Origin of the sequence: Pseudomonas helvetica (genome assembly GCF_039908645.1) — a bacterium.
Classification (GTDB): Bacteria; Pseudomonadota; Gammaproteobacteria; order Pseudomonadales; family Pseudomonadaceae; genus Aquipseudomonas; species Aquipseudomonas helvetica.
Window position 1 is genome coordinate 4,149,065 of record NZ_CP150917.1, and the last position, 19,626, is coordinate 4,168,690.

The 19,626-nt window shown below is 60.7% G+C and carries 18 protein-coding genes; 12 read left to right on the forward strand and 6 right to left on the reverse strand.

Translation table 11 applies throughout. The features are described 5' to 3' along the window. Positions 1 to 138: 138 nt before the first annotated feature. On the forward strand, positions 139 to 1,290 hold the full coding sequence (locus tag AABM55_RS19290; protein WP_347927346.1) for a M14-type cytosolic carboxypeptidase: 1,152 nt from the start codon (positions 139 to 141) through the stop codon (positions 1,288 to 1,290). A gap of 9 nt (positions 1,291 to 1,299) precedes the next feature. Continuing rightward, positions 1,300 to 1,449: a hypothetical protein gene (locus AABM55_RS19295; RefSeq protein ID WP_347927347.1), complete on the forward strand. Its 150-nt coding sequence runs from the start codon at positions 1,300 to 1,302 to the stop codon at positions 1,447 to 1,449. Here the strand turns inward: AABM55_RS19295 and AABM55_RS19300 are convergent. Then, a complete protein-coding gene (locus tag AABM55_RS19300) occupies positions 1,443 to 1,985 on the reverse strand; it encodes a cytochrome b (RefSeq protein WP_347927348.1) in 543 nt (180 codons plus the stop codon). The genes AABM55_RS19295 and AABM55_RS19300 overlap by 7 nt on opposite strands. After that, entirely contained in the window at positions 1,982 to 3,073 is a 1,092-nt protein-coding gene (locus AABM55_RS19305; RefSeq protein ID WP_347927349.1) for a catalase family peroxidase, read from the reverse strand. The genes AABM55_RS19300 and AABM55_RS19305 overlap by 4 nt, the downstream gene beginning before the upstream one ends. A gap of 160 nt (positions 3,074 to 3,233) precedes the next feature. Here AABM55_RS19305 and AABM55_RS19310 point away from each other — a divergent pair, with 160 nt between their 5' ends. From AABM55_RS19310 to AABM55_RS19325, 4 genes are all read left to right on the forward strand, one after another. After that, entirely contained in the window at positions 3,234 to 3,740 is a 507-nt protein-coding gene (locus tag AABM55_RS19310) for a sigma-70 family RNA polymerase sigma factor (protein ID WP_347927350.1), read from the forward strand. Then, a complete protein-coding gene (locus tag AABM55_RS19315; protein ID WP_347927351.1) occupies positions 3,737 to 4,489 on the forward strand; it encodes an anti-sigma factor in 753 nt (250 codons plus the stop codon). Before AABM55_RS19310 ends, AABM55_RS19315 begins: the two co-directional genes overlap by 4 nt. A gap of 184 nt (positions 4,490 to 4,673) precedes the next feature. After that, a complete protein-coding gene (gene zapE / locus AABM55_RS19320; protein ID WP_347927352.1) occupies positions 4,674 to 5,807 on the forward strand; it encodes a cell division protein ZapE in 1,134 nt (377 codons plus the stop codon). Positions 5,808 to 5,895: 88 nt separating this feature from the next. Beyond that, the gene (locus tag AABM55_RS19325) at positions 5,896 to 7,221 is read left to right on the forward strand and encodes a leucine-rich repeat-containing protein kinase family protein (protein ID WP_347930060.1); all 1,326 of its coding nucleotides are present in this window, start codon (positions 5,896 to 5,898) and stop codon (positions 7,219 to 7,221) included. A 135-nt stretch (positions 7,222 to 7,356) separates the two neighbouring features. Here the strand turns inward: AABM55_RS19325 and AABM55_RS19330 are convergent, their stop codons facing one another. Continuing rightward, positions 7,357 to 8,061 carry a YebC/PmpR family DNA-binding transcriptional regulator gene (locus AABM55_RS19330; RefSeq protein ID WP_347927353.1) on the reverse strand — a complete coding sequence of 235 codons (705 nt, stop codon included), beginning with the start codon at positions 8,059 to 8,061 and terminating at the stop codon, positions 7,357 to 7,359. 219 nt (positions 8,062 to 8,280) lie between these two features. Between AABM55_RS19330 and AABM55_RS19335 the strand changes: the two genes are divergently transcribed. Then, entirely contained in the window at positions 8,281 to 10,074 is a 1,794-nt protein-coding gene (locus tag AABM55_RS19335) for a type VI secretion system tip protein TssI/VgrG (protein ID WP_347927354.1), read from the forward strand. Between the two features lie 156 nt (positions 10,075 to 10,230). Here AABM55_RS19335 and AABM55_RS19340 read toward each other — a convergent pair whose 3' ends face one another. Then, on the reverse strand, positions 10,231 to 11,097 hold the full coding sequence (locus AABM55_RS19340) for a LysR substrate-binding domain-containing protein (RefSeq protein WP_347927355.1): 867 nt from the start codon (positions 11,095 to 11,097) through the stop codon (positions 10,231 to 10,233). Positions 11,098 to 11,208: 111 nt separating this feature from the next. Between AABM55_RS19340 and AABM55_RS19345 the strand changes: the two genes are divergently transcribed. From AABM55_RS19345 to AABM55_RS19355, 3 genes are all read left to right on the forward strand, one after another. After that, a complete protein-coding gene (locus tag AABM55_RS19345; RefSeq protein ID WP_347927356.1) occupies positions 11,209 to 12,318 on the forward strand; it encodes a 2-aminoethylphosphonate--pyruvate transaminase in 1,110 nt (369 codons plus the stop codon). 123 nt (positions 12,319 to 12,441) lie between these two features. Continuing rightward, a complete protein-coding gene (gene phnX, locus AABM55_RS19350) occupies positions 12,442 to 13,269 on the forward strand; it encodes a phosphonoacetaldehyde hydrolase (protein WP_347927357.1) in 828 nt (275 codons plus the stop codon). A 201-nt stretch (positions 13,270 to 13,470) separates the two neighbouring features. Next, a complete protein-coding gene (locus tag AABM55_RS19355) occupies positions 13,471 to 14,028 on the forward strand; it encodes a cytochrome b (protein ID WP_054596549.1) in 558 nt (185 codons plus the stop codon). On the opposite strand, the gene AABM55_RS19360 is transcribed toward AABM55_RS19355, so the two are convergent. After that, positions 14,015 to 14,947 (reverse strand): 1-aminocyclopropane-1-carboxylate deaminase/D-cysteine desulfhydrase, encoded by a 933-nt coding sequence (locus AABM55_RS19360; protein ID WP_054596548.1) that lies wholly within the window; start codon positions 14,945 to 14,947, stop codon positions 14,015 to 14,017. The two genes, AABM55_RS19355 and AABM55_RS19360, sit on opposite strands and share 14 nt — an antisense overlap. A 155-nt stretch (positions 14,948 to 15,102) precedes the next feature. After that, on the reverse strand, positions 15,103 to 17,142 hold the full coding sequence (locus AABM55_RS19365; RefSeq protein ID WP_347927358.1) for an NADPH-dependent 2,4-dienoyl-CoA reductase: 2,040 nt from the start codon (positions 17,140 to 17,142) through the stop codon (positions 15,103 to 15,105). Positions 17,143 to 17,352: 210 nt separating this feature from the next. Here AABM55_RS19365 and AABM55_RS19370 point away from each other — a divergent pair, with 210 nt between their 5' ends. Continuing rightward, positions 17,353 to 18,483, forward strand: coding sequence for a nitrilase-related carbon-nitrogen hydrolase (locus AABM55_RS19370; RefSeq protein WP_347927359.1), 1,131 nt, complete (start codon positions 17,353 to 17,355; stop codon positions 18,481 to 18,483). Positions 18,484 to 18,486: 3 nt separating this feature from the next. Beyond that, on the forward strand, positions 18,487 to 19,527 hold the full coding sequence (locus AABM55_RS19375) for an AraC family transcriptional regulator (RefSeq protein ID WP_123582910.1): 1,041 nt from the start codon (positions 18,487 to 18,489) through the stop codon (positions 19,525 to 19,527). Positions 19,528 to 19,626: the final 99 nt, after the last annotated feature.

A 19,626-nucleotide genomic window follows, 5' to 3' on the forward strand; every position in this document is an offset into this window, starting at 1 on the left:
GAGAATCAATCGCATAAACACTAAGCTGCGGCTGCGTCAAGGACGACGCCCCCATTTTATCCCCGCGCAAATTGCCCTCGGCTTTCCCACCCTTGCGTGTAAAGTAACAGCCATAAAAATCATACTCAGGAATAGATTATGACCGTGGCCCACCGCTCCTTTGAGATCACCGCCAACTTCGACAGCGGCAACATCGAGGTGCTGGACATCAGCAATCCGCTACAGGCCTTGCTGGCCATCAAACCCGATACCCGCAGTCAGCATTTCCAGTGGTTTCACTTCAAGGCCAGTGGTCTGCACGTCGGCCAGGAACATTGGTTTCGACTGAACAACGCCAGTAAATCCTCCTATCACAAGGCATGGGACGGTTACCAGGCGGTGGCCTCGTATGACCACGTCAACTGGTTCCGTGTGCCGACGATCTTTGAAGGCGACTGCCTGCGCTTCAGCCTCGAAGCCACCGAGACTCACGCCTGGTTCGCCTACTTTGAACCCTACAGCCGCGGACGCCACGATTGGCTGATCGACCAGGCGTTGAGCAAGGCTGGCACCGAACTGCTGGCCACCGGCAAAAGCGTCGAAGGTCGGGATATTCAATTGTTGCGCAAAGGCAGCGGCGCCGAGGGCCAGCGCAAGATCTGGATCATTGCCCAGCAGCATCCTGGCGAACACATGGCCGAGTGGTTCATGGAAGGTGTCATCGAACGTCTGCAACAGCACAATGATCCTGAGTTGAACAAACTGCTGGCCAGTGCCGATTTGTATCTGGTACCAAACATGAACCCGGACGGCGCTTTCCATGGTCACCTGCGGACCAACGCCATGGGCAAGGACCTCAACCGCGCATGGCAGAGCGCGAGCCAGGACGCCAGCCCGGAAGTACTCTTCGTTCAACAGCAGATGGAGAAGTACGGTGTCGACCTGTTCCTCGATATCCACGGTGATGAAGAAATCCCCTACGTGTTCACTGCTGGCTGCGAAGGCAACCCAGGCTACACGCCGCGCATTGCAAAACTCGAAGAGCACTTTCGCAGTCATTTGAAACACCTGACCCGCGACTTCCAGACCACTCATGGCTACACCCGCGACCTCCCGGGCAAAGCCAATATGACCCTGGCCTGCAACAGCGTCGGTGAGAAGTTCGATTGCCTGTCGTTGACGCTGGAGATGCCATTCAAGGACAACAACGACGCACCGAATGCCCGCACCGGCTGGTCGGGCAAGCGTTCGATGCAGTTGGGCAAGGATGTGTTGTCGACGATTGCGGAGATGGTCGGCACCCTGCGTTGATGCCTCTCAATGGCTGCCTGCCGGTACGGCGTGCAGCCATTTTTTCACTCGGCGGCGGCGCTGTTGGGCGCGGGGATCAACGCTGTGGCGCTGGTCTATTGGCTGCTGACGCTGAAAAGCGGCGCACCTGAGCGATGCGCCGTGCCAGCCAATCAGTGATCCTTGCTGTGCAACATGCTTTGCAACACCCCGTCACGACGCACCCAGCCATGGAACAACGCCGCTGCCAGGTGCGACAGAACGGTCAGAAACAGCAGGTACGCCAGATAACCGTGGGCCCTGCGTAGAAAGGCAAACAGCAACGCATTCGCCGGCACAATCGCGGGCAATTGCCACGAACTGCCGAGCATCACCGGGTCCCCTGCCGCCGAGATCATCGCCCAACCCAGCAACGGCAAAATCAGCATCAACGCGTAAAGCAGCCCATGCGATGCCTTGGCTGCCAGTACTTGCCAGCCCGGCAAGTCTGCCGGCAACGGCGGCTGGCGAGTCGAGAAGCGTACAAACAGACGCACGATCACCAGCAACAAAATGGCGATACCCAATGGTTTGTGCAGGTGGATCAGCCATTCATGGCGTTCGGAGACTGACGCGACCATGCCGGCACCGATAAACAGCATGGCGATGATCATCACCGCCATCAGCCAATGCAGCAGCCGCGCCAGCGGAGTGAAATGATGAGGGTGCGCGCTCATTGTGGCGACTCCTGTTTGGCGGTGGGTAACTGGTCGACTTGAGCGGTTCGACGCAGGTAAGAACGGGCATAAGCTGCCGAACGTGCGGCCAGCAACGGGTCATCGGAACCCTCGATACCGCTCGGCAAGACCAGCGGGTCGTAATTGATGTCGCGGCATTCGCCATCGTTTTGCGCCTGGGCGCTTTCCAGCACCAGCGTCCCGGCGTTCAGGATCTTGCGCTCACCCAGCCAGGCCTTGCTGGCGTCGTTGGTCGGGTCGGCAGCCGTGGCCAGCGTCATATTCAGCTGCCAACGCAACGGCCCGCTCTTCAAGCGCTGGAGCAAATCCTTTTCAAGAAAGTCCGCACCTTCAGGGGCACTGGCGCCGACCGCATCACGCGCCACGGGAACCACGCTCCAGCGCACTGCCTGACGCTGACCCGCGGCGTTGACCAGATAGAAAGCGTTGATGCCGTTGTAGGTCTCGGTCACGTAACTGGCCGACGGCTTGGCGCTCTTGACCCATTGCAGGAAAGGCGCGGTTTCCGGGTGTGTGGCAAAAAACGCCGGGACGCTCGCAGGATTGGGTTTGCCGGTGGCCGGATCGGGTGTCTGGGCCTGTTGTAGCTGATAGAAGGCTTCAGGCGTGCCCACCGGGAACACCGGCATGCTGTTCATTCCCGTGCGCCATTGTTGACCATTGGCCTGCTTGAAGCGCAACGCCAGGCTGCGGATCGGTACGCTGCTGTCCGGTGCATAAGGATTGCCGCTGGGCAACGCAAAACGCCCGACAACCGGCGTTCGCGCCGCGCTGAAGACCTGGGCGGTTGAATACGGGCGCGCCTCGCTGGTGCTTTCAAAATACCCGGCCACGCACACGCCCTTGGCGTGATTGCGCCGAAAGCCCGGGTGTACACCATTGTTTTTCTCCAGCACGTCGACCAGCGCTTTTGGTGTCAGACGCTGTGGGTCAAACGTGCCATTGACGTAGGCAAAAGCCCCGGCCAGGGCAGCGACTACTGCGCCGATACCGGCCAGGCGCAAAGCCAGGCTCATGCGGCTCAAGGGGATTTTGTCTGGCCGTGGCGGCGGTGAACGATCAACCATGTGAACATCTCCAGGGCCGTGGGCCACCGGTGGAAAGGATCAATCAGACGAAGCCCGCAGAGGTTTATTCCCTGACCCGGTGTTTATTTTTCCACTGCTGGAATAACCTCCACTGCCGGACGTCTTCCTGATCCAAAGCGTAATGACTAGCCAGCATTCCATGAACGATCTCGACGAACCGTTACGTGAACTCATCCCCAGGCTGCGGCGTTTTGCCGTGTCGCTGACGCGCAACCCCAGCAACGCTGACGATCTGGTGCAGTCGTGCCTGGAGCGGGCGCTGTCGGGATGGGGCGACAAACGCCCGGACGGCGATTTGCGCGCCTGGCTGTTTTCGATTCTGTATCGACAGTTTCTCGACGCCCATCGACGCTCAAGGCGCTACGCGCGAATGCTTGAGTTCTTCACCGGTCGCGACGATGCCCAGCCCTCGGTCGAGCGCACGGTGTTGGCGCAATCGACGCTGCAAGCCTTCGACAAACTGGCCACCGAGCAACGCGCGCTGTTGCTCTGGGTCTCGGTGGAAGGCTTGAGTTACAAGGAGGTCGCCGAGATTCTCGACGTTCCTACCGGCACGGTGATGTCTCGTCTGTCCCGCGCTCGCCAGGCCTTGCGCCAACTCAGCGATGGCGAAATCACCAGCCCCTCTTTGCGGATACTCAAATGATCAGCATGCCCCCAAGCGTCAATGACCTGCACGCCTACGTCGACCATCAACTCGACGACGCGGACCGGCGACTGGTGGAAACGTACCTGGCGGCCAATCCGCACGTTGCCGAGCAGGTTCAGGCTTGGCAACAGGACGCCCAGCAACTGCGCGCTGCCTTGAGTGGCGCCTTGCAGCAACCGCCCAACCCGAACCTCAACCCCAGCGTGATTCGCCAGCGTCTGAAACGACAGTCCCGCCGCCACTTGGCCAGCGCCGCCGTGTTGCTGATCGTGGTCAGCGTCGGTGGCCTGGGCGGCTGGCAAGCACGGGAAATGACCATGGTTGGCGCAGCACTGCCGATGACCGATGCGATGCAGGCGTACCGGATGTTCGCCCAGCAAGGCATCCTGCCGGCTGATTACACCGTCACCGATGACGGTGATATGCAGGGCTGGCTCGACCGTTATTTTTCCCGGGCCGATCGCCTGCCGAACCTCGCCAACTCGGGGTTCAAACCGGTCAGCGGACGGTTGCTGAGCACCGAGCAAGGTCCCGCAGCGATGGTGATGTACGAGGACCAGAGCGGCCGCAAGATCAGTTTCTACGTCCGTCCGCCAGGCCCGAAAAACTACCTGCTGCCACGCGGCAGTCGCAGCGACGGCGAGTTGCAGGCCGAGTACTGGTCTGGGCCCGGGTACAACTACGCGATGGTCAGCGAGGCCCGGGATCCGGCGACGCAGATGCTCAAGCAAGAGCTGAAGTTCTAATGCTCACATCGAATCAGGCCGACTGCACAGTGATTTCCAAAGGCAAAAAGCGGTACCAGCCGCCTGTTTTTGTCGAACCACTCTGACTTTCATCGACACAGCTGGAAGGAAAACTTACCGCCTGGTTAAAATCGCATCGCCGTCGCTCAAGGGAAGCAGGCATAAAGACCACGGGGGACAACACTTGGCTATCCCGCCAAACCGCTCACGACTCAAACCACATTGGCCGGCCCTGCGCAGGTTTCTTGGCAAGTCCCCCATCGCTCCTGAAAACAATGGCGAAAGCGCTCAAATCATCCACGACTACTTTCGCCACAAGGCTCATGCTCAGGGCTACACCCTCAGCCACAGCCAGCAACGGGTTATCGACTGCATGGCGCAACTGGCGAGCGCACTGCCCGGCAGTCGCGCGCCTGTGCAGGCACCTCGAAGCCTTTATCTGCATGGCGCGGTCGGCCGTGGCAAGAGCTGGCTGCTCGATGGTTTTTTCCAGGCCTTGCCGGTGGCCGAAAAACAACGCCTGCACTTCCATGACTTTTTTGTGCAATTGCATCAGGGCATGTTTCGCCATCGAGCACACACCGATGCGCTGGCAAGCACCATGGATGAACTGCTCAAGGACTGTCGGGTGCTGTGTTTCGACGAGTTTCATGTACATGACATCGGCGACGCGATGCTCATCGCACGCTTGTTCAAAGCGCTATTCCAGCGCGGTGTCCTGCTATTGGTCACGTCCAACTACCCGCCTCAGGGCTTGTTACCAAATCCGCTCTACCATGCACGCTTCAAACCGGTCATCGACTTGATCCATGCGCATATGCAGGTCATGGAAGTCGGCGGCCCTCATGATTATCGCAGTCAGGTACAACCTCATTCGCAGCAGGTATTCACCCAAGGTGAATACCTGTGGCCAACCACGACCTTGCAACGTCAGGCCTTGAAGCTGCCGCAACCGGACACTTCGGCCATCATCCTGCCGGTCGGTACTCGCCAGCTACAGGCTCTGCATTGCGAGGGTCGAACCATTGCCTTCACCTTCAACGACCTGTGCGAACAACCCACGGCCGTGATGGATTACCTGGAACTGTGCCGACGCTTCGACACCTGGATCATCGAGGCACTGCCCGATCTGGCGGACTGCTCGATTGCGACCCAACAGCGCTTCATCAACCTGATCGACGTGCTCTACGACCAGGACAAGCGCCTGATCCTGCTCGGCGAACGGCCGCTGCGTGAGCACTTGGGCGGTGACGCCATCGACCTGGCGCGCACCCGCAGTCGCCTGGGGCAGTTGGTGGACGTCGGGCCAGCGCTATAAAGCGTCCAGTGCAGCGGATTTTGCCGTTATCATGGCGGCGTTTTTTGTGGGCGACTTGCCGTTCTCTTCTCATTGGTTGGATGTGTTCATGCATACCCTTGCACAACTGCGGGCCGGCGCGCTTGCAGGGCTCAAACGTCTGGATCTGTCGTGCGGCCTGACCGACTTCCCCCGGGAAATCTTCGACCTGGCAGACACCCTGGAGGTGCTCAACCTCAGCGGTAATGCCTTGAGCAGCTTGCCGGATGACCTGCATCGCCTGACGCATCTGCGCGTGCTGTTCTGCTCGGACAATCAGTTCCGCGAGTTGCCGACCTGCCTCGGTCAATGCGCGCAACTGACGATGATCGGTTTCAAGACCAATCGCCTTGAGCGAGTCCCGGCCGCCGCGCTGCCACCGCTGCTGCGCTGGTTGATCCTGACCGACAACTGCATCAGCGAATTGCCAAGCGAATTGGGCGAACGGTCGCACCTGCAAAAATTGATGCTGGCCGGCAACCATCTGCAAAGCCTGCCTGCAAGCTTGAGCCAGTGCCATCAGCTGGAGCTGATCCGCATCGCCGCCAACCGCATGACCGAACTGCCGCAGTGGTTGCTGACATTGCCCGGGCTGGCTTGGTTGGCGTACGCCGGCAACCCGCTGGAAACCGAGGCCGATGCCGCCGCGCTCGAAGCCACGCCGAACATTCCCTGGTCGCAACTGAACCTGCAGCAACAATTGGGCGAAGGCGCTTCCGGGGTGATTCACCAGGCCGTGTGGGAGCAACCGTCGCAGCCAGCGCGCAAGGTCGCAGTGAAACTCTACAAGGGGCACATGACCAGCGACGGCTCACCGCTGCATGAAATGAATGCCTGCATCACCGCAGGTATTCATCCCAACCTGATCAAGGTCGAGGGGCGGATCGTCGGGCATCCGCAGGCTCAGGCCGGGTTGGTCATGCACTTGATCGAGCCGAGCTATCGTAACCTGGCGGCGTTACCGAGCCTGGCCTCCTGCAGCCGTGATGTGTACGCAGAGGACACCCGTTTCAGTGCAGCGGTGGCGCTGCGGATCGCCAGCGGCATTGCCTCGGCGGCTGCGCACCTGCACCAGCAGGGCATCACTCACGGCGACCTGTACGGCCACAATACGTTGTGGAATGAGCACGGCGATTGCCTGTTGGGCGACTTCGGCGCGGCGTCCTTCCATGCCACGTCTGACACCCTTGAAACGCGCGCGCTGCAACGCATCGAAGTGCGGGCCTTCGGGATTCTGTTGGGTGAGTTGCTGGAGCGGATCGACTCAGGCTTGAGCATTGAACGCCGTGAGCGCTTGATGGATTTGCAGAGCCGCTGCTGTCAGCCAGACGTGCTGGCGCGCCCGGGATTCAGCGAGATCGTGCAGGAGTTGGCTGCCTGTAACTCAAATCACTAACGGCACATACAAAACCCGTGGCGAGGGAGCTTGCTCCCGCTCGGCGGCGTAGCAGCCGTCGTTGTTGGGACGGCTTTGCCGTCCAGCGGGAGCAAGCTCCCTCGCCACAGGTCAGGTCAAAATCGACAGTGCGGTTTAACCCGCCAACCCGACAAACATGTCCTGCACGTCGTCATGGTTATCGAGGCCTTCGAGGAAAGCTTCGACTTCTTCCATTTGTGCGTCGGTCAGGCCGCTGACCGGGTTCTTCGGCTTGTAGCCGAGCTTCGCCGACAGCACCGTGAAACCCTGCTCAGGCAAGGCTTTCTGAACGGAGTCCAGGTCGGTGGCTTCGGTGATGAACAGGGTCGCGCCGTCTTCGCCCGGCTCGAAATCCTGTGCACCGGCCTCGATAGCGGCCATTTCCGGATCGGCATCCGGGGTGTCCGGGGACGCCTCGATCATGCCCACGTGGTCAAAGTCCCAGGCCACGGAACCGGAAGCACCCAGTTGGCCTTTACGGAACGCCACGCGGATTTCTGCCACGGTACGGTTGATGTTGTCAGTCACGCATTCAACGATCAGCGGCACCTGATGCGGGGCGAAGCCTTCGTAGGTCACGCGGTGGTACTGCACGGTTTCGCCGAGCTGGCCCGAGCCTTTCTTGATTGCACGCTCCAGGGTTTCACGCGGCATCGAGGCTTTTTTCGCCTGTTCGACCACCAGGCGCAGGTGCGCGTTGGTGCTGACATCAGCGCCGTTACGTGCAGCAATGGTGATTTCCTTCACCAGTTTGCCGAAGATCTTGCCCTTGGCGTTGGCTGCCGCTTCTTTGTGTTTAACCTTCCACTGTGCGCCCATTACTCACTCTCTTGATCTGTGGCGCCGAGACATCTATTGGCCGACGCTTTGTGCAAGTTTATACGGCAAAAAGTTGGCAATCGACCAAAAAGTGTTGTGAGTGATCGACATCTTCACAACCTGTTGTAGGGCTTTTCTGAAAAGCAGGTTTACGGTGACTATTGAGCGCCAGTGTTTCGTAACCTCTGTGCCCCGTACTTCATGGCAGAAGAGTGTTTGATGCACAACGACATGGAAAGTCCCTTCATCCTCACGCTCACCGAGCTCGCCTTGAGTTTTCAGGTCCGACAGTTCAGCGGCCGCGAAGCCCTCAACCAGGTCTATCGATTCGACATCGAAATGCGCGGCCCGCAGCCCGCAATGAATCTGGACCTACTGCTGCATCAACCGGCATTCCTCAGCCTGAGCCCCACCACCGGCATCCACGGCGTCATCCACAGTGCCGGTTTGCAGTACTGCGGCGCGCAGCAGATCGGCTACAGCCTGAACCTCGCACCCCGTCTGCTTACACTTGAGCAAAAGCACCGTCGAAGGGTATTCCAGCACCTGAGCGTGCCAGAAATCTTGCGCCAGTTGCTGGCCGAGCATCGACTGCCACCCGACAGCTACCGTTTCGAGTTACCAAACGGTGAATACCCGCCGCGCCCGTTTTGCATCCAGTACGACGAAACCGACCTGAACCTGCTGCAACGATTGTGTGAAGAGGAAGGCATCCACTATCACTTCGAACATCAACACGACCGGCACGTGTTGGTGTTCGCCGATGACAGCGACAGCTTTGCGCAGCGACCGGTCGAGAGTGCTTTTCACCCCACAGCACGGGATGCCGGACACCCGCGGATCAGCCGGCTCTTCCAATGCCATAGCCGGCCGACCACAGGGCCGCAAACCACCTTTGCGCAGCACGCCAACGCTGCCCCCGCATCCACCGCACCTGACGCCTGCGCCAACCAGACCTACCTCGCCAGCCTGCACCCAACGGGTCGAATCGACCCGGTGCAAACCCGTCGCAACCAGCTCGGTCGTCGCGAACTCGAACGTCTGCGCAGCCTGCATCGTCTGGTTCAGGGCCACAGTACACTGCCCGAACTGCTCAGCGGGCGGCTGCTGCAAGTCACCGGGCATCCGGTCCCGGCGTTCAACGATCAATGGTTATTAAGCGAAGTGCTGCACCAAGGCGAAACGCCTGGCGTGGACAAGGTGTTGTCCGAGGCAACGGGTTATCGCAATCAATTCAAGGCAATTCCCTGGTCAACCGCGTTCCGCCCGGCCCTCAAACATTCCCGCCCGAGTATCTGCGGTTACCAGACCGCTGAGGTCATCGGCCCGGCAGGAAAGCCGCCGCACCTCGACGAACACGGGCTTATCAACATCTGCCTGTGGCCTGACGCGCAATCCGACAGCCAAGGTTCCTCAGGCATCTGGTTGCCAATTGCCCATACGGGGACGGGACGTCCAACCTTGCCACTGGCCGGCAGCGAGGTACTCGTGAGTTTCCTCGACGGTGATCCTGATCGACCAGTGCTTTGCACGGGTTTCGCTGATGCACAAGCACGCGAACCGCAGCCGGTGGTGGCGGCTGAACCGAAGGCGCCGCCGACAGGCTGGAGCGGCGAGATCTACTTGTTCGAGCGCCCCCCCGCCACCACCGAACGACTGACCGACACCACGTGGTACATCGTGCGCATGCCGCGTCCCGGGCTCAAGGATCTGGGGAGCCTCAACCGTGACGATGTGCTGATGACCGGTAAAAGCCAGGCACTGGGCAACCTGTCGCTGACGGTAGAACAGAAACAGCGTCTGGCCAGCGAGTTCGCCCGTACTCCCGAACAACTCTGCCTGCTGTATCCGGGGCAATGCGTGGCGCTGGCCGATTATTTCCAGCAATACTGGAACAGCGAACAACGCCTGGGCTTCATCGAAAGCGCCAACCCCGCCAGCGCTCAGCGCCAACCGCGAGAAGCGCGTCTGCTGTTCAACTGGCTGGTGAACGGCCCGGACGCTACGCCCTAGATCGCCGCCCCTGAGATGTTCACCCCCGCGTAGCAGCTGCCGAAGGCTGCGTTCGGCTGCGCAGCAGTCGTAAATCCTGTAACCGCAGTTGGCCTGAAGCACCGCGCTGTCCGATTTTACGACTGCTGCGCAGCCGAACGCAGGCTACGCCAGCTGCTACGAGGTACCCCGTGCCAAGCCGAAAAACGCCTGTATCAAGCGCAAATCCCGCCGCCGCTCCATGCAACCGATCATGTGCCGGTTGACCAGTCCCTCGCCAATTATCGGCACCGCCCGCACGCGCGGGTCGGGGCTGACTTCCACCGAAGACACAACGCCCACTCCCAGCTCGGCCGCCACCGCCTCGGTGACAGCTTCACGGCTGTCCAGCTCCAGCAGCACCCGAGGATTGACCCTGGCCTGAGCGCAAGCTTCATCGAACGTACGACGGGTGATCGAGCTTGGCTCACGCAACACCATGATCACCTGATCCAGTTGCTTGAGCGCGACACCTTCGCGCAGCGTCGACCATGGGTGCCCCTCCGGCACCAGCGCGCAGATCCGCGACTCGCTCAAGGCTTGCAGGTGCAAACCTTTGCGCGGCTCGACCTCGGTCAGCACCGCCACGTCGGCGTGCTCGGACAACAACGCCGCGAGGGTTTCCTGGGCATTGCCCAGCCGCAAATTCACGGTGATCCCCGGATACCGCGCTCGCAGGCTGGCGAGCATCGGCATGACCAGGTGCGGACCGTCCGCCGCCACTTCCAAACGACCGGTCAACAGTTGCCGGTTGGCCTCAAGCATCACTTGCGCCTCTTCGGCCAGGCCGAACATCGCCCGGGTAATCGCCGCCAGCCGGGTGCCCTCCTCCGTCAATTCGACCCGCCGCGCGGTGCGCCGCAACAGGGTGACCTGATAGTGCTCCTCCAGCGCCTTGATATGCCCGGTGACCGCCGGCTGGCTGATGAACAAACGGGCAGCAGCCCGGGTAAAGCTGCCTTCGCGGGCCACGGCATCAAATGCGCGGAGTTGGAACAGGTTCATAGCTATCGGCCTGACTGATGACTGGCATAACAACAAACAATTTGATTGATGGAGCGGCAAATTGCAATTTATCTCCCGCAGCTTCATCCCACCGATTGCGAGAACACCCGAATGAGTACTGCCGAACCCATCCTGCTCACTCCCGGCCCATTGACCACCTCGCAGCGTACCCGTCAGGCGATGATGGTGGACTGGGGTTCATGGGATGACCGCTTCAACCAATTGACCGCCAGCCTCTGCGAACAACTGCTGGCGATCATCAACGGTGCCGACAGCCACCACTGCGTGCCGTTGCAGGGCAGCGGCACCTTCGCAGTCGAAGCGGCCATCGGCACTCTGGTACCCCGCGACGGCAAGGTGCTGGTGTTGATCAACGGCGCTTACGGCAAACGCCTGGCGAAAATCTGCGAAGTGCTCGGTCGTTCCTTCAGTACGTTCGAAACCGCTGAAGACGAACCGACCACCGCCGTCGATGTCGACCGCCTGCTGCTAGCCGACAGCAGCATCACCCACGTGGCGCTGATCCACTGTGAAACCAGCACCGGGATTCTTAACCCGTTGCCGGAAATTGCCCAGGTCATCGCCCGGCACGACAAACGCCTGATCATTGATGCCATGAGTTCTTTCGGCGCACTGCCGATTGACGCCCGGCAAGTACCGTTCGAAGCGCTGATCGCCGCCTCGGGTAAATGCCTGGAAGGCGTACCGGGGATGGGGTTTGTCTTTGCCAGCAAAGCCGCCCTGGCAAATGCTGTCGACAATTCCCACTCGCTGGCGATGGACCTGTTCGACCAATACACCTACATGGCCAAGACCGGCCAATGGCGCTTCACCCCGCCGACCCACGTGGTCGCGGCGCTGCACGAAGCGTTGCTGCAATACAACGAAGAAGGCGGCCTACCGGCGCGGCATCAGCGTTATGCGAACAACTGTCAGGTGCTGCTCGATGAAATGGCCAAACTCGGCTTGCGCAGCTTCCTGCCCGCCGCGATCCAGGCGCCGATCATCGTCACCTTCCATGCGCCGAAAGATCCGCATTACCAATTCAGAGCCTTCTACGAACGCGTGAAGGCCAAGGGTTTCATCCTCTACCCGGGCAAGTTGACCCAGGTCGAAACCTTCCGCGTCGGCTGCATTGGCCACGTTAATCAGGCCGAGATGCGTGCGGCAGTGGCGGCGATCGGCGAGGTGCTGCGCGAAATGGAAGTCCTCGATACCTGACTTTTCACCGCCCGTAGCTGCCGAGCCCGCGAGGCTGCGCTGCCGAACGCAGCCTCGCGGGCTCGGCAGCTACGGGCGAGTCATGGCTTTGCTTGCCACTCCCCCAATTACAGGATTTGAGACATGAACTACAACAACCCGACTCAGCTGCAAGCCGCCATCCTCGACTGGGCGGGCACCGTGGTCGACTTCGGCTCTTTCGCGCCGACCCGGATCTTCGTCGAAGCCTTTGCCGAATTCGACGTCCAGGTATCCATCGAAGAAGCCCGCGGGCCGATGGGCATGGGCAAGTGGGACCACATTCGCACGCTCTGCGATCAGCCCGAAGTGGCCGAGCGCTATCGCCAGGCCTTCGGTCGCACGCCGACCGACGATGACGTAACCGCCATCTACAAACGCTTCATGCCGCTGCAAATCGAAAAAATCGCCGAGCACTCGGCACTGATCCCGGGCGCCCTGGAGGCCATCGCCAACCTGCGCCAGCAAGGGATCAAAATCGGCTCGTGCTCCGGTTATCCGAAGCAAGTCATGGACAAAGTTGTCGAACTGGCCGCCTCCAACGGCTATGTCGCCGACCACGTGGTCGCCACCGACGAAGTGCCGAATGGCCGCCCATGGCCGGCTCAGGCCCTAGCCAACGTGATCGCCCTGGGTATTGACGACGTCGCCGCCTGCGTAAAGATCGACGACACCGTGCCGGGTATTCTCGAAGGTCGCCGTGCCGGCATGTGGACTGTCGCGCTGATTTGCTCGGGTAACGCGCTAGGCCTGACCTACGACGGCTATCGCGCGCTGAGCAGCGACAAACTGGCCAGCGAACGCAAGCGTATTCATGCCCTGTTCGAAAGTTCGCGTCCGCACTACATGATCGACACCATCACCGACCTGCCGGAAGTGATCGCCGACATCAATCAGCGCCTGGCCAACGGTGAGATGCCGCAAAGCAGCTGATTACCGCCTCAAGTGCCAAAAAAAGCGTCAGTCCCTGAACCGGGACTGGCGCTTTTTTCTAGCCAATAGGCTGTCGCAGAGCGCTCGATAAGGTACGAAGCCTGATCTGACTCAGGCAAATCCTCGCAAACAGGATTACAGTTAACCCACTCCGTCATACAAGAACGGGGGCTTCAGACCTGATAAGCGAGGAAAAACCGTATGCCCTGGAAGAATTCCGAATCACGCTACAGCACCGTATCAATCATGCTGCACTGGTTGATGCTGGTACTGTTGGCGCTGGTTTACGCCAGTATCGAACTGCGGGGGATGTTTCCCAGGGGCAGTGGCGGCCGAGCCCTGATCACGGAAACGCACTACATGCTCGGCCTGACCGTGTTCACACTGGTCTGGTTACGGCTGTTCGCCCGCAGCCTGGGACGCGCTCCGCAAATCTTCCCGGCATCGCCCCAGTGGCAAACCGTGCTTGCCCGGCTGATGCACTGGGCGTTGTATATATTCATGATCGCCACACCGATTCTCGGTTGGCTGGTCACCAGCGCCAACGGTCATCAGGTGATGTTCTACGGCATCGACCTGCCGTTGCTGATCAGCGAGGACAAACCGCTGGCCAAGCAGATCAAGGGCTGGCACGAACTGGCCGGCACCCTCGGCTATTGGCTGATCGGCCTGCATGCCGTGGCCGGGCTGTATCACCATTACGTGGTTCGCGATAACACCCTGCTGCGGATGATGCCCAAGCGCGTCAGCCCTGACTGAGTGACGCAAAACCCCGACGCCCCTGCAAGCCGCCGGTGTGCACGAAGATCAAGCGTGTGCCGGCGGCAAAAAATCCGGCATCAACCTGTTGCTTGAGTGCCCATAGCGCTTTACCGGTGTACAGCGGCTCCAACGGGATACCGCTGGCCCGCTCACAGTGTTCGATAAACGCCAGCAACGGCGGGGCGACTTTGGCAAAACCGCCGCAACTGCCGTCGAACAGCTCATATCCCCCGTCCGGCAAGCCGCATTCGCCGAGAATCGCCTCGACCTGCTGCGCCACGCCATGATCATCGGGCACCGCCAGCACGCCATACACCGGATGCCTCCCCGCCTCGGCCTGCACCAACCCGGCCAGCGTGGTGCCGGTTCCGCAGGCCAGCCACCAGCCGTCATGGTCATTCCAGCCCAACTGGTTCAACTGATTGCCGACCTGAGTCAGTAACTGCCCGCAACCACGCGCACCGAGCAGACCGCCCCCGCCTTCGGGGACCGGATGCAGGTGCGGGTATTGCGCTTGCCATGGCTGCCAGAAACCCGGCTCGTGGCGCGCACGATAACCACCGTAACCCAACCAGTGCAGTTGCATGCCAAAGGCCTGTAAATCCTCCACGGTCGGGGTGTCTTGCGGATGCCCGCGCAGCAGGCCGACGGTAGGAAAACCAAAGCGTTTACCGGCTGCCGCCAACGCATGCAGATGATTGGACCAGGCACCGCCCAGGCTGATCACACCTTCGGCACCGGCCTCGCGGGCCACCCTTAGATGCTCAATGAGCTTGAACCACTTGTTGCCGGAGATCAGCGGGTCGATCCGGTCCAGGCGCAGGATCGCCACCTCGATCCCGGCGCTGGTGAGCCAGTCGAGATGAAGACGTTCAAGCGGGGCATGGGGCAGCCAGTCGCTGGGAGGAGAAAGCATTGATGCCGGCTCTTTGGGAAAGAGCCGGCATCTTAGCAGCAGACAGAACGCCATCGCAGGCAAGCCTTGCTCCTACGGGTCATGTGTCGACACATAATCCGTAGGAGCAAGGCTTGCCCGCGATAGCCATTGGCACGCTTGACCTGCGTAGCTGATTACAACTCAGCCGCCAGTCGCGACCCCTGGTTGATCGCACGCTTGGCATCCAGCTCGGCCGCTACATCCGCGCCACCGATCAAATGCACGTTCTGCCCGGCAGCTACCAGGCCGTCGTGCAATTCGCGCAACGGGTCCTGCCCGGCGCAGATCACGATGTTGTCCACCGGCAGTACTTGCGGCTCACCGGTTTCACCGATGCGGATGTGCAGGCCTTCGTCATCGATCTTCAGGTATTCGACGCTGTTGAGCATCTGTACGTGCTTGTTCTTCAGCCCGGTGCGGTGAATCCAGCCGGTGGTCTTGCCCAAACCGTCGCCGACCTTGGATTTCTTGCGCTGCAACAGGAACACCTGGCGTGCTGGCGCGTGAGGCTCGGCCTTGATCCCGGCGACACCGCCACGGGCCTCAAGGTGAGTATCGATGCCCCACTCTTTCCAGAACGCTTCACGGTCCTGGCTGGTGGCGACGCCTTGATGCACGAGGAATTCCGAGACGTCAAAACCGATACCGCCGGCGCCAATCACCGCGACGTTCTTGCCGACCGGTTTGCGCTCGAGGATCACGTCCAGATAGCTCAAGACCTTGGCATGCTCGACGCCCGGAATCGCCGGCACACGCGGCGCAATACCGGTGGCCAGAATCACCTCGTCATAACCGCCCTCCACCAGTTGCGCGACATCGACCCGCGTGTTCAGGCAGACCTCGACATTCGTGGTCTGCAACTTGCGCTTGAAATAGCGCAGGGTTTCGAAGAACTCTTCCTTGCCCGGCACACGCTTGGCGACGTTGAACTGGCCGCCAATTTCGCTGGCGGAATCGAACAGCGTCACTTGATGACCACGCTCGGCGGCCACGGTGGCCGCGGACAATCCCGCAGGGCCAGCACCGACCACGGCAATTTTCTTGATCTGCTGCACCGGCAAGTAATTGAGCTCGGTTTCATGGCACGCCCGCGGGTTGACCAGGCACGAGGTCAATTTGCCGCCGAAGGTGTGGTCCAGGCAGGCCTGGTTGCAACCGATGCAGGTATTGATTTCATCACTGCGACCGGCGGCGGCCTTGTTGACGAACTCCGGGTCGGCGAGGAACGGCCGAGCCATCGACACCATGTCGGCATCGCCTTCGGCGAGTATCTGCTCGGCGACTTCCGGGGTGTTGATGCGGTTGGTGGTAATCAGCGGAATGCCTACCTCCCCACGCAACTTGGCCGTGACTTTGCTGAAGGCTGCACGTGGAACCTTGGTGGCGATGGTCGGAATCCGCGCTTCGTGCCAGCCGATCCCGGTGTTGATAATGGTCGCACCTGCTTGCTCGATGGCCTTGGCCAACTGAACGATTTCTTCCCAGGTGCTGCCGCCTTCCACCAGGTCGAGCATCGATAGTCGGAAGATGATGATGAAATTCGGGCCTACCGCCTCGCGAACGCGACGAACGATTTCCACCGGCAGGCGCATACGGTTTTCATAGCTGCCGCCCCAGCGATCGGTGCGGTGGTTGGTATGGGCTGCGAGGAACTGGTTAATGAAATAACCTTCCGAGCCCATGATCTCGACACCGTCGTACTCGGCTTTTTGCGCCAGGGTCGAACAGGTGACGAAGTCGCTGATCTGCTTCTCGATGCCTTCCTCGTCCAGCTCTTTGGGCTTGAACGGGTTGATCGGTGCCTGGATCGCACTCGGCGCGACCTGTTTCGGGCTGTAGGCATAACGCCCGGCGTGCAGAATCTGCATGCAAATCTTGCCACCCGCCTCGTGCACGGCACGGGTGACGACCTGGTGCTTGAGCGCCTCATCGAGAGTGGTCAGCTTGGCAGCGCCGGAGTACACCCCTCCCTCATCGTTCGGACCAATACCGCCGGTGACCATCAGGCCAACACCACCGCGAGCACGTTCGGCGAAGTACGCCGCCATGCGCTCGAACCCGCCAGGCTTCTCCTCAAGGCCGGTGTGCATCGAGCCCATCAGGGTGCGGTTGCGCAGCGTGGTAAAACCCAGGTCCAGCGGGGCCAGCAGGTGCGGGTAATGAGCGGCGGTCATCGGTAGCTCCACAACGAACAATCACGAAAATAGTGCGGGTGCTCTTTGGCACCCATCGGTTATGTGCCACAGACTAAGAGTAGGCCTGTCATCGCTCAATGACCGTAACTGACAACTTATTGATCCAAACGCGCAGCACCTCTTGGCATTCCTCGGCATGGGGCCTACCCTAGTCGGCGAATCCTGCACAAGGCCGCTGACTGTTTCCCCATGCGCAAACTTCTTTATCTGACCGTCACCATGGCATTTGTCGCCCTCATCGCCGCGTACGCAATGTGGACCGCCGATCGCCCGGTTGGCCATTACCTCTCGGACCTGCGCATCAACCTCGCCGTTAACCAGGGCGTTCCTGCCGATCGCGGCAACTTGCTGGGCATCCAGCCCGAATTGTTCCCCACCGATTATCAAAGCCCCGAACACCTGCACCGCAAGCTCGCGGCCTATCTGCAGCGGGCTCGCGAACAAGGCCTGCTGAACGAAAAGACCATCGTTGTGCTGCCGGAACACATCGGTACCTGGCTGATGGTCAGCGGCGAGAAAGACGAGCTGTATCAAGCCAGCACGCTGGACGAAGCCATGAATTGGCTGGCGGTGAGCAATCCCCTGAGCTTTTTGCGCGCGTTGATCAGCGCCAAGGGCGACAACCGCCTGGATGACGCGCACCTGCGCATGAAAGCCAAAAGCATGGCCAGGCAGTACCAGGCGCTGTTCGGTGGGCTGGCCAACGAGTTCGGCATCACCCTGGTGGCCGGCAGCATCGTGTTGCCCGAGCCCAGTGTCAGCGACGGCACACTGAAAATCGGCCGTGGTGCGTTGTACAACAGCAGCCTGGTGTTCGGTCGCGATGGCTTGCCGATCGGCCAACCGCAGCGCCAGCTGAACCCGACCTTCGATCAACGGGGCTATATCCAGCCGAGCACCGATCAAGTGATCAATGTCATCGACACCCCGGCCGGACGTCTTGGCGTATTGATCGGCAACGACAGCTGGTACCCGGACAACTATCGCAAACTCAACGATCAGGGCGCTCAGTTGATCGCCGTGCCGGCCTTTGTCATCGGCCGAAATGCCTGGGACAAACCCTGGCGCGGTGACAAAGGGCCATCGACCCCGAGCAAAATCGGCCTCGAACCCGGCGCGCTCAGCGAGGGCGAGGCCTGGCATCGCCTGACGTTGACCAGTCAGCACCCGGCCAGTCAGGCCAGCGCTGGTGTCAGCGCGTTCCTGCGTGGACAATTCTGGGATCAGGGCAGCGCCGGCCAGAGCTTTCTCAGCAGCAACGGCCAACACTTCGCCGACCGCGAGGCCCGCGGCGCACGTTTGCTCAATATCTGGTTGTAAGTGATGAAACCACAGCCGATGCGCCTCGGGGATCTGTCGGTCGGCTTCGTCCATAGCCTGGCTGACGCAGTGTCCAGCCACGGTCTGGACCCGCAGCCGCTGCTGGAACAATACGGGCTCGACTCGGCGCGGTTAGCCGAAGCCGGTGCGCGGCTGTCGATCCCGCGCTACATGCGCCTGGGCCACGCGGCCATTCAACTGACTGGCGACCCGGCGCTGGGTCTGCGTATGGGCCAACTGAGCCGCCTCAGCCAGGTCGGGCTGGCCGGCGTGACTGCCGCTCAGGCGCCAACCGTGCGCGAAGCGGCGCGTTGCCTGATTCGCTTCGAGGCCTTGTACGGCTCCAATTACCGCGGCCAGTCGAGTTTTCATGAAGATGCCCAGGGCGCATGGCTACGGTTCTATTCCATCAGCCCGTACAACGCCTATAACCGCTTTGTGGTGGATTCGATCATCGCCAGCTGGTTGCAGCAGTTATCCAGCGTGAGCCGCCAGCCGCTGCACGCCGAACGCATCGACATCGAGTTCGCCGAGCCGGATTACCGCGAGCGCTACGCACTGCTGGGTGATTGTCCGATCCAGTTTGGTGCCGAGCACAACCAACTAAGGCTGAGTCAGGCCAGCTTGGCACTGCGCAACCCCGAGCACTGCCCGAGTACCTGGCGTCTACTGCTCAAGCTGTGTGAACGGGAACTGGAGCAATTGACCCGCACCCGCAGCCTGCGTGAACGCATCACTCAGTTGCTGGGGCCGTTGCTCAATGGAGGTCGCGAACCCGACCTGGAAGAAGTGGCGGCACGCCTGAAGCTGCCGACCTGGACCTTGCGTCGCAAGCTCGCCGAAGAGGGTACGCAGTTTCGCGCGATTCTCAACGACACTCGCCGCGATCTGGCCATGACCTACATCCGCGACACGGAACTGGCCTTTGGCGAAATCGCCTACCTGCTGGGGTTTGCCTCGGCCGAAGCCTTTCAGCGCGCCTTCAAACGCTGGAACAACCAGACACCTGGCGAGTTCCGTCGCAGTCACAGGCAATCAGCCTGACGGCTAGCCTGCAGCTGCTTTTTTACAACTCGGTAGCGTCTTCGGCGGGCTCCAGAGGGTCCAGTTCAAACGCCTGGTATTCAAGCAGCTCTTCTTGAT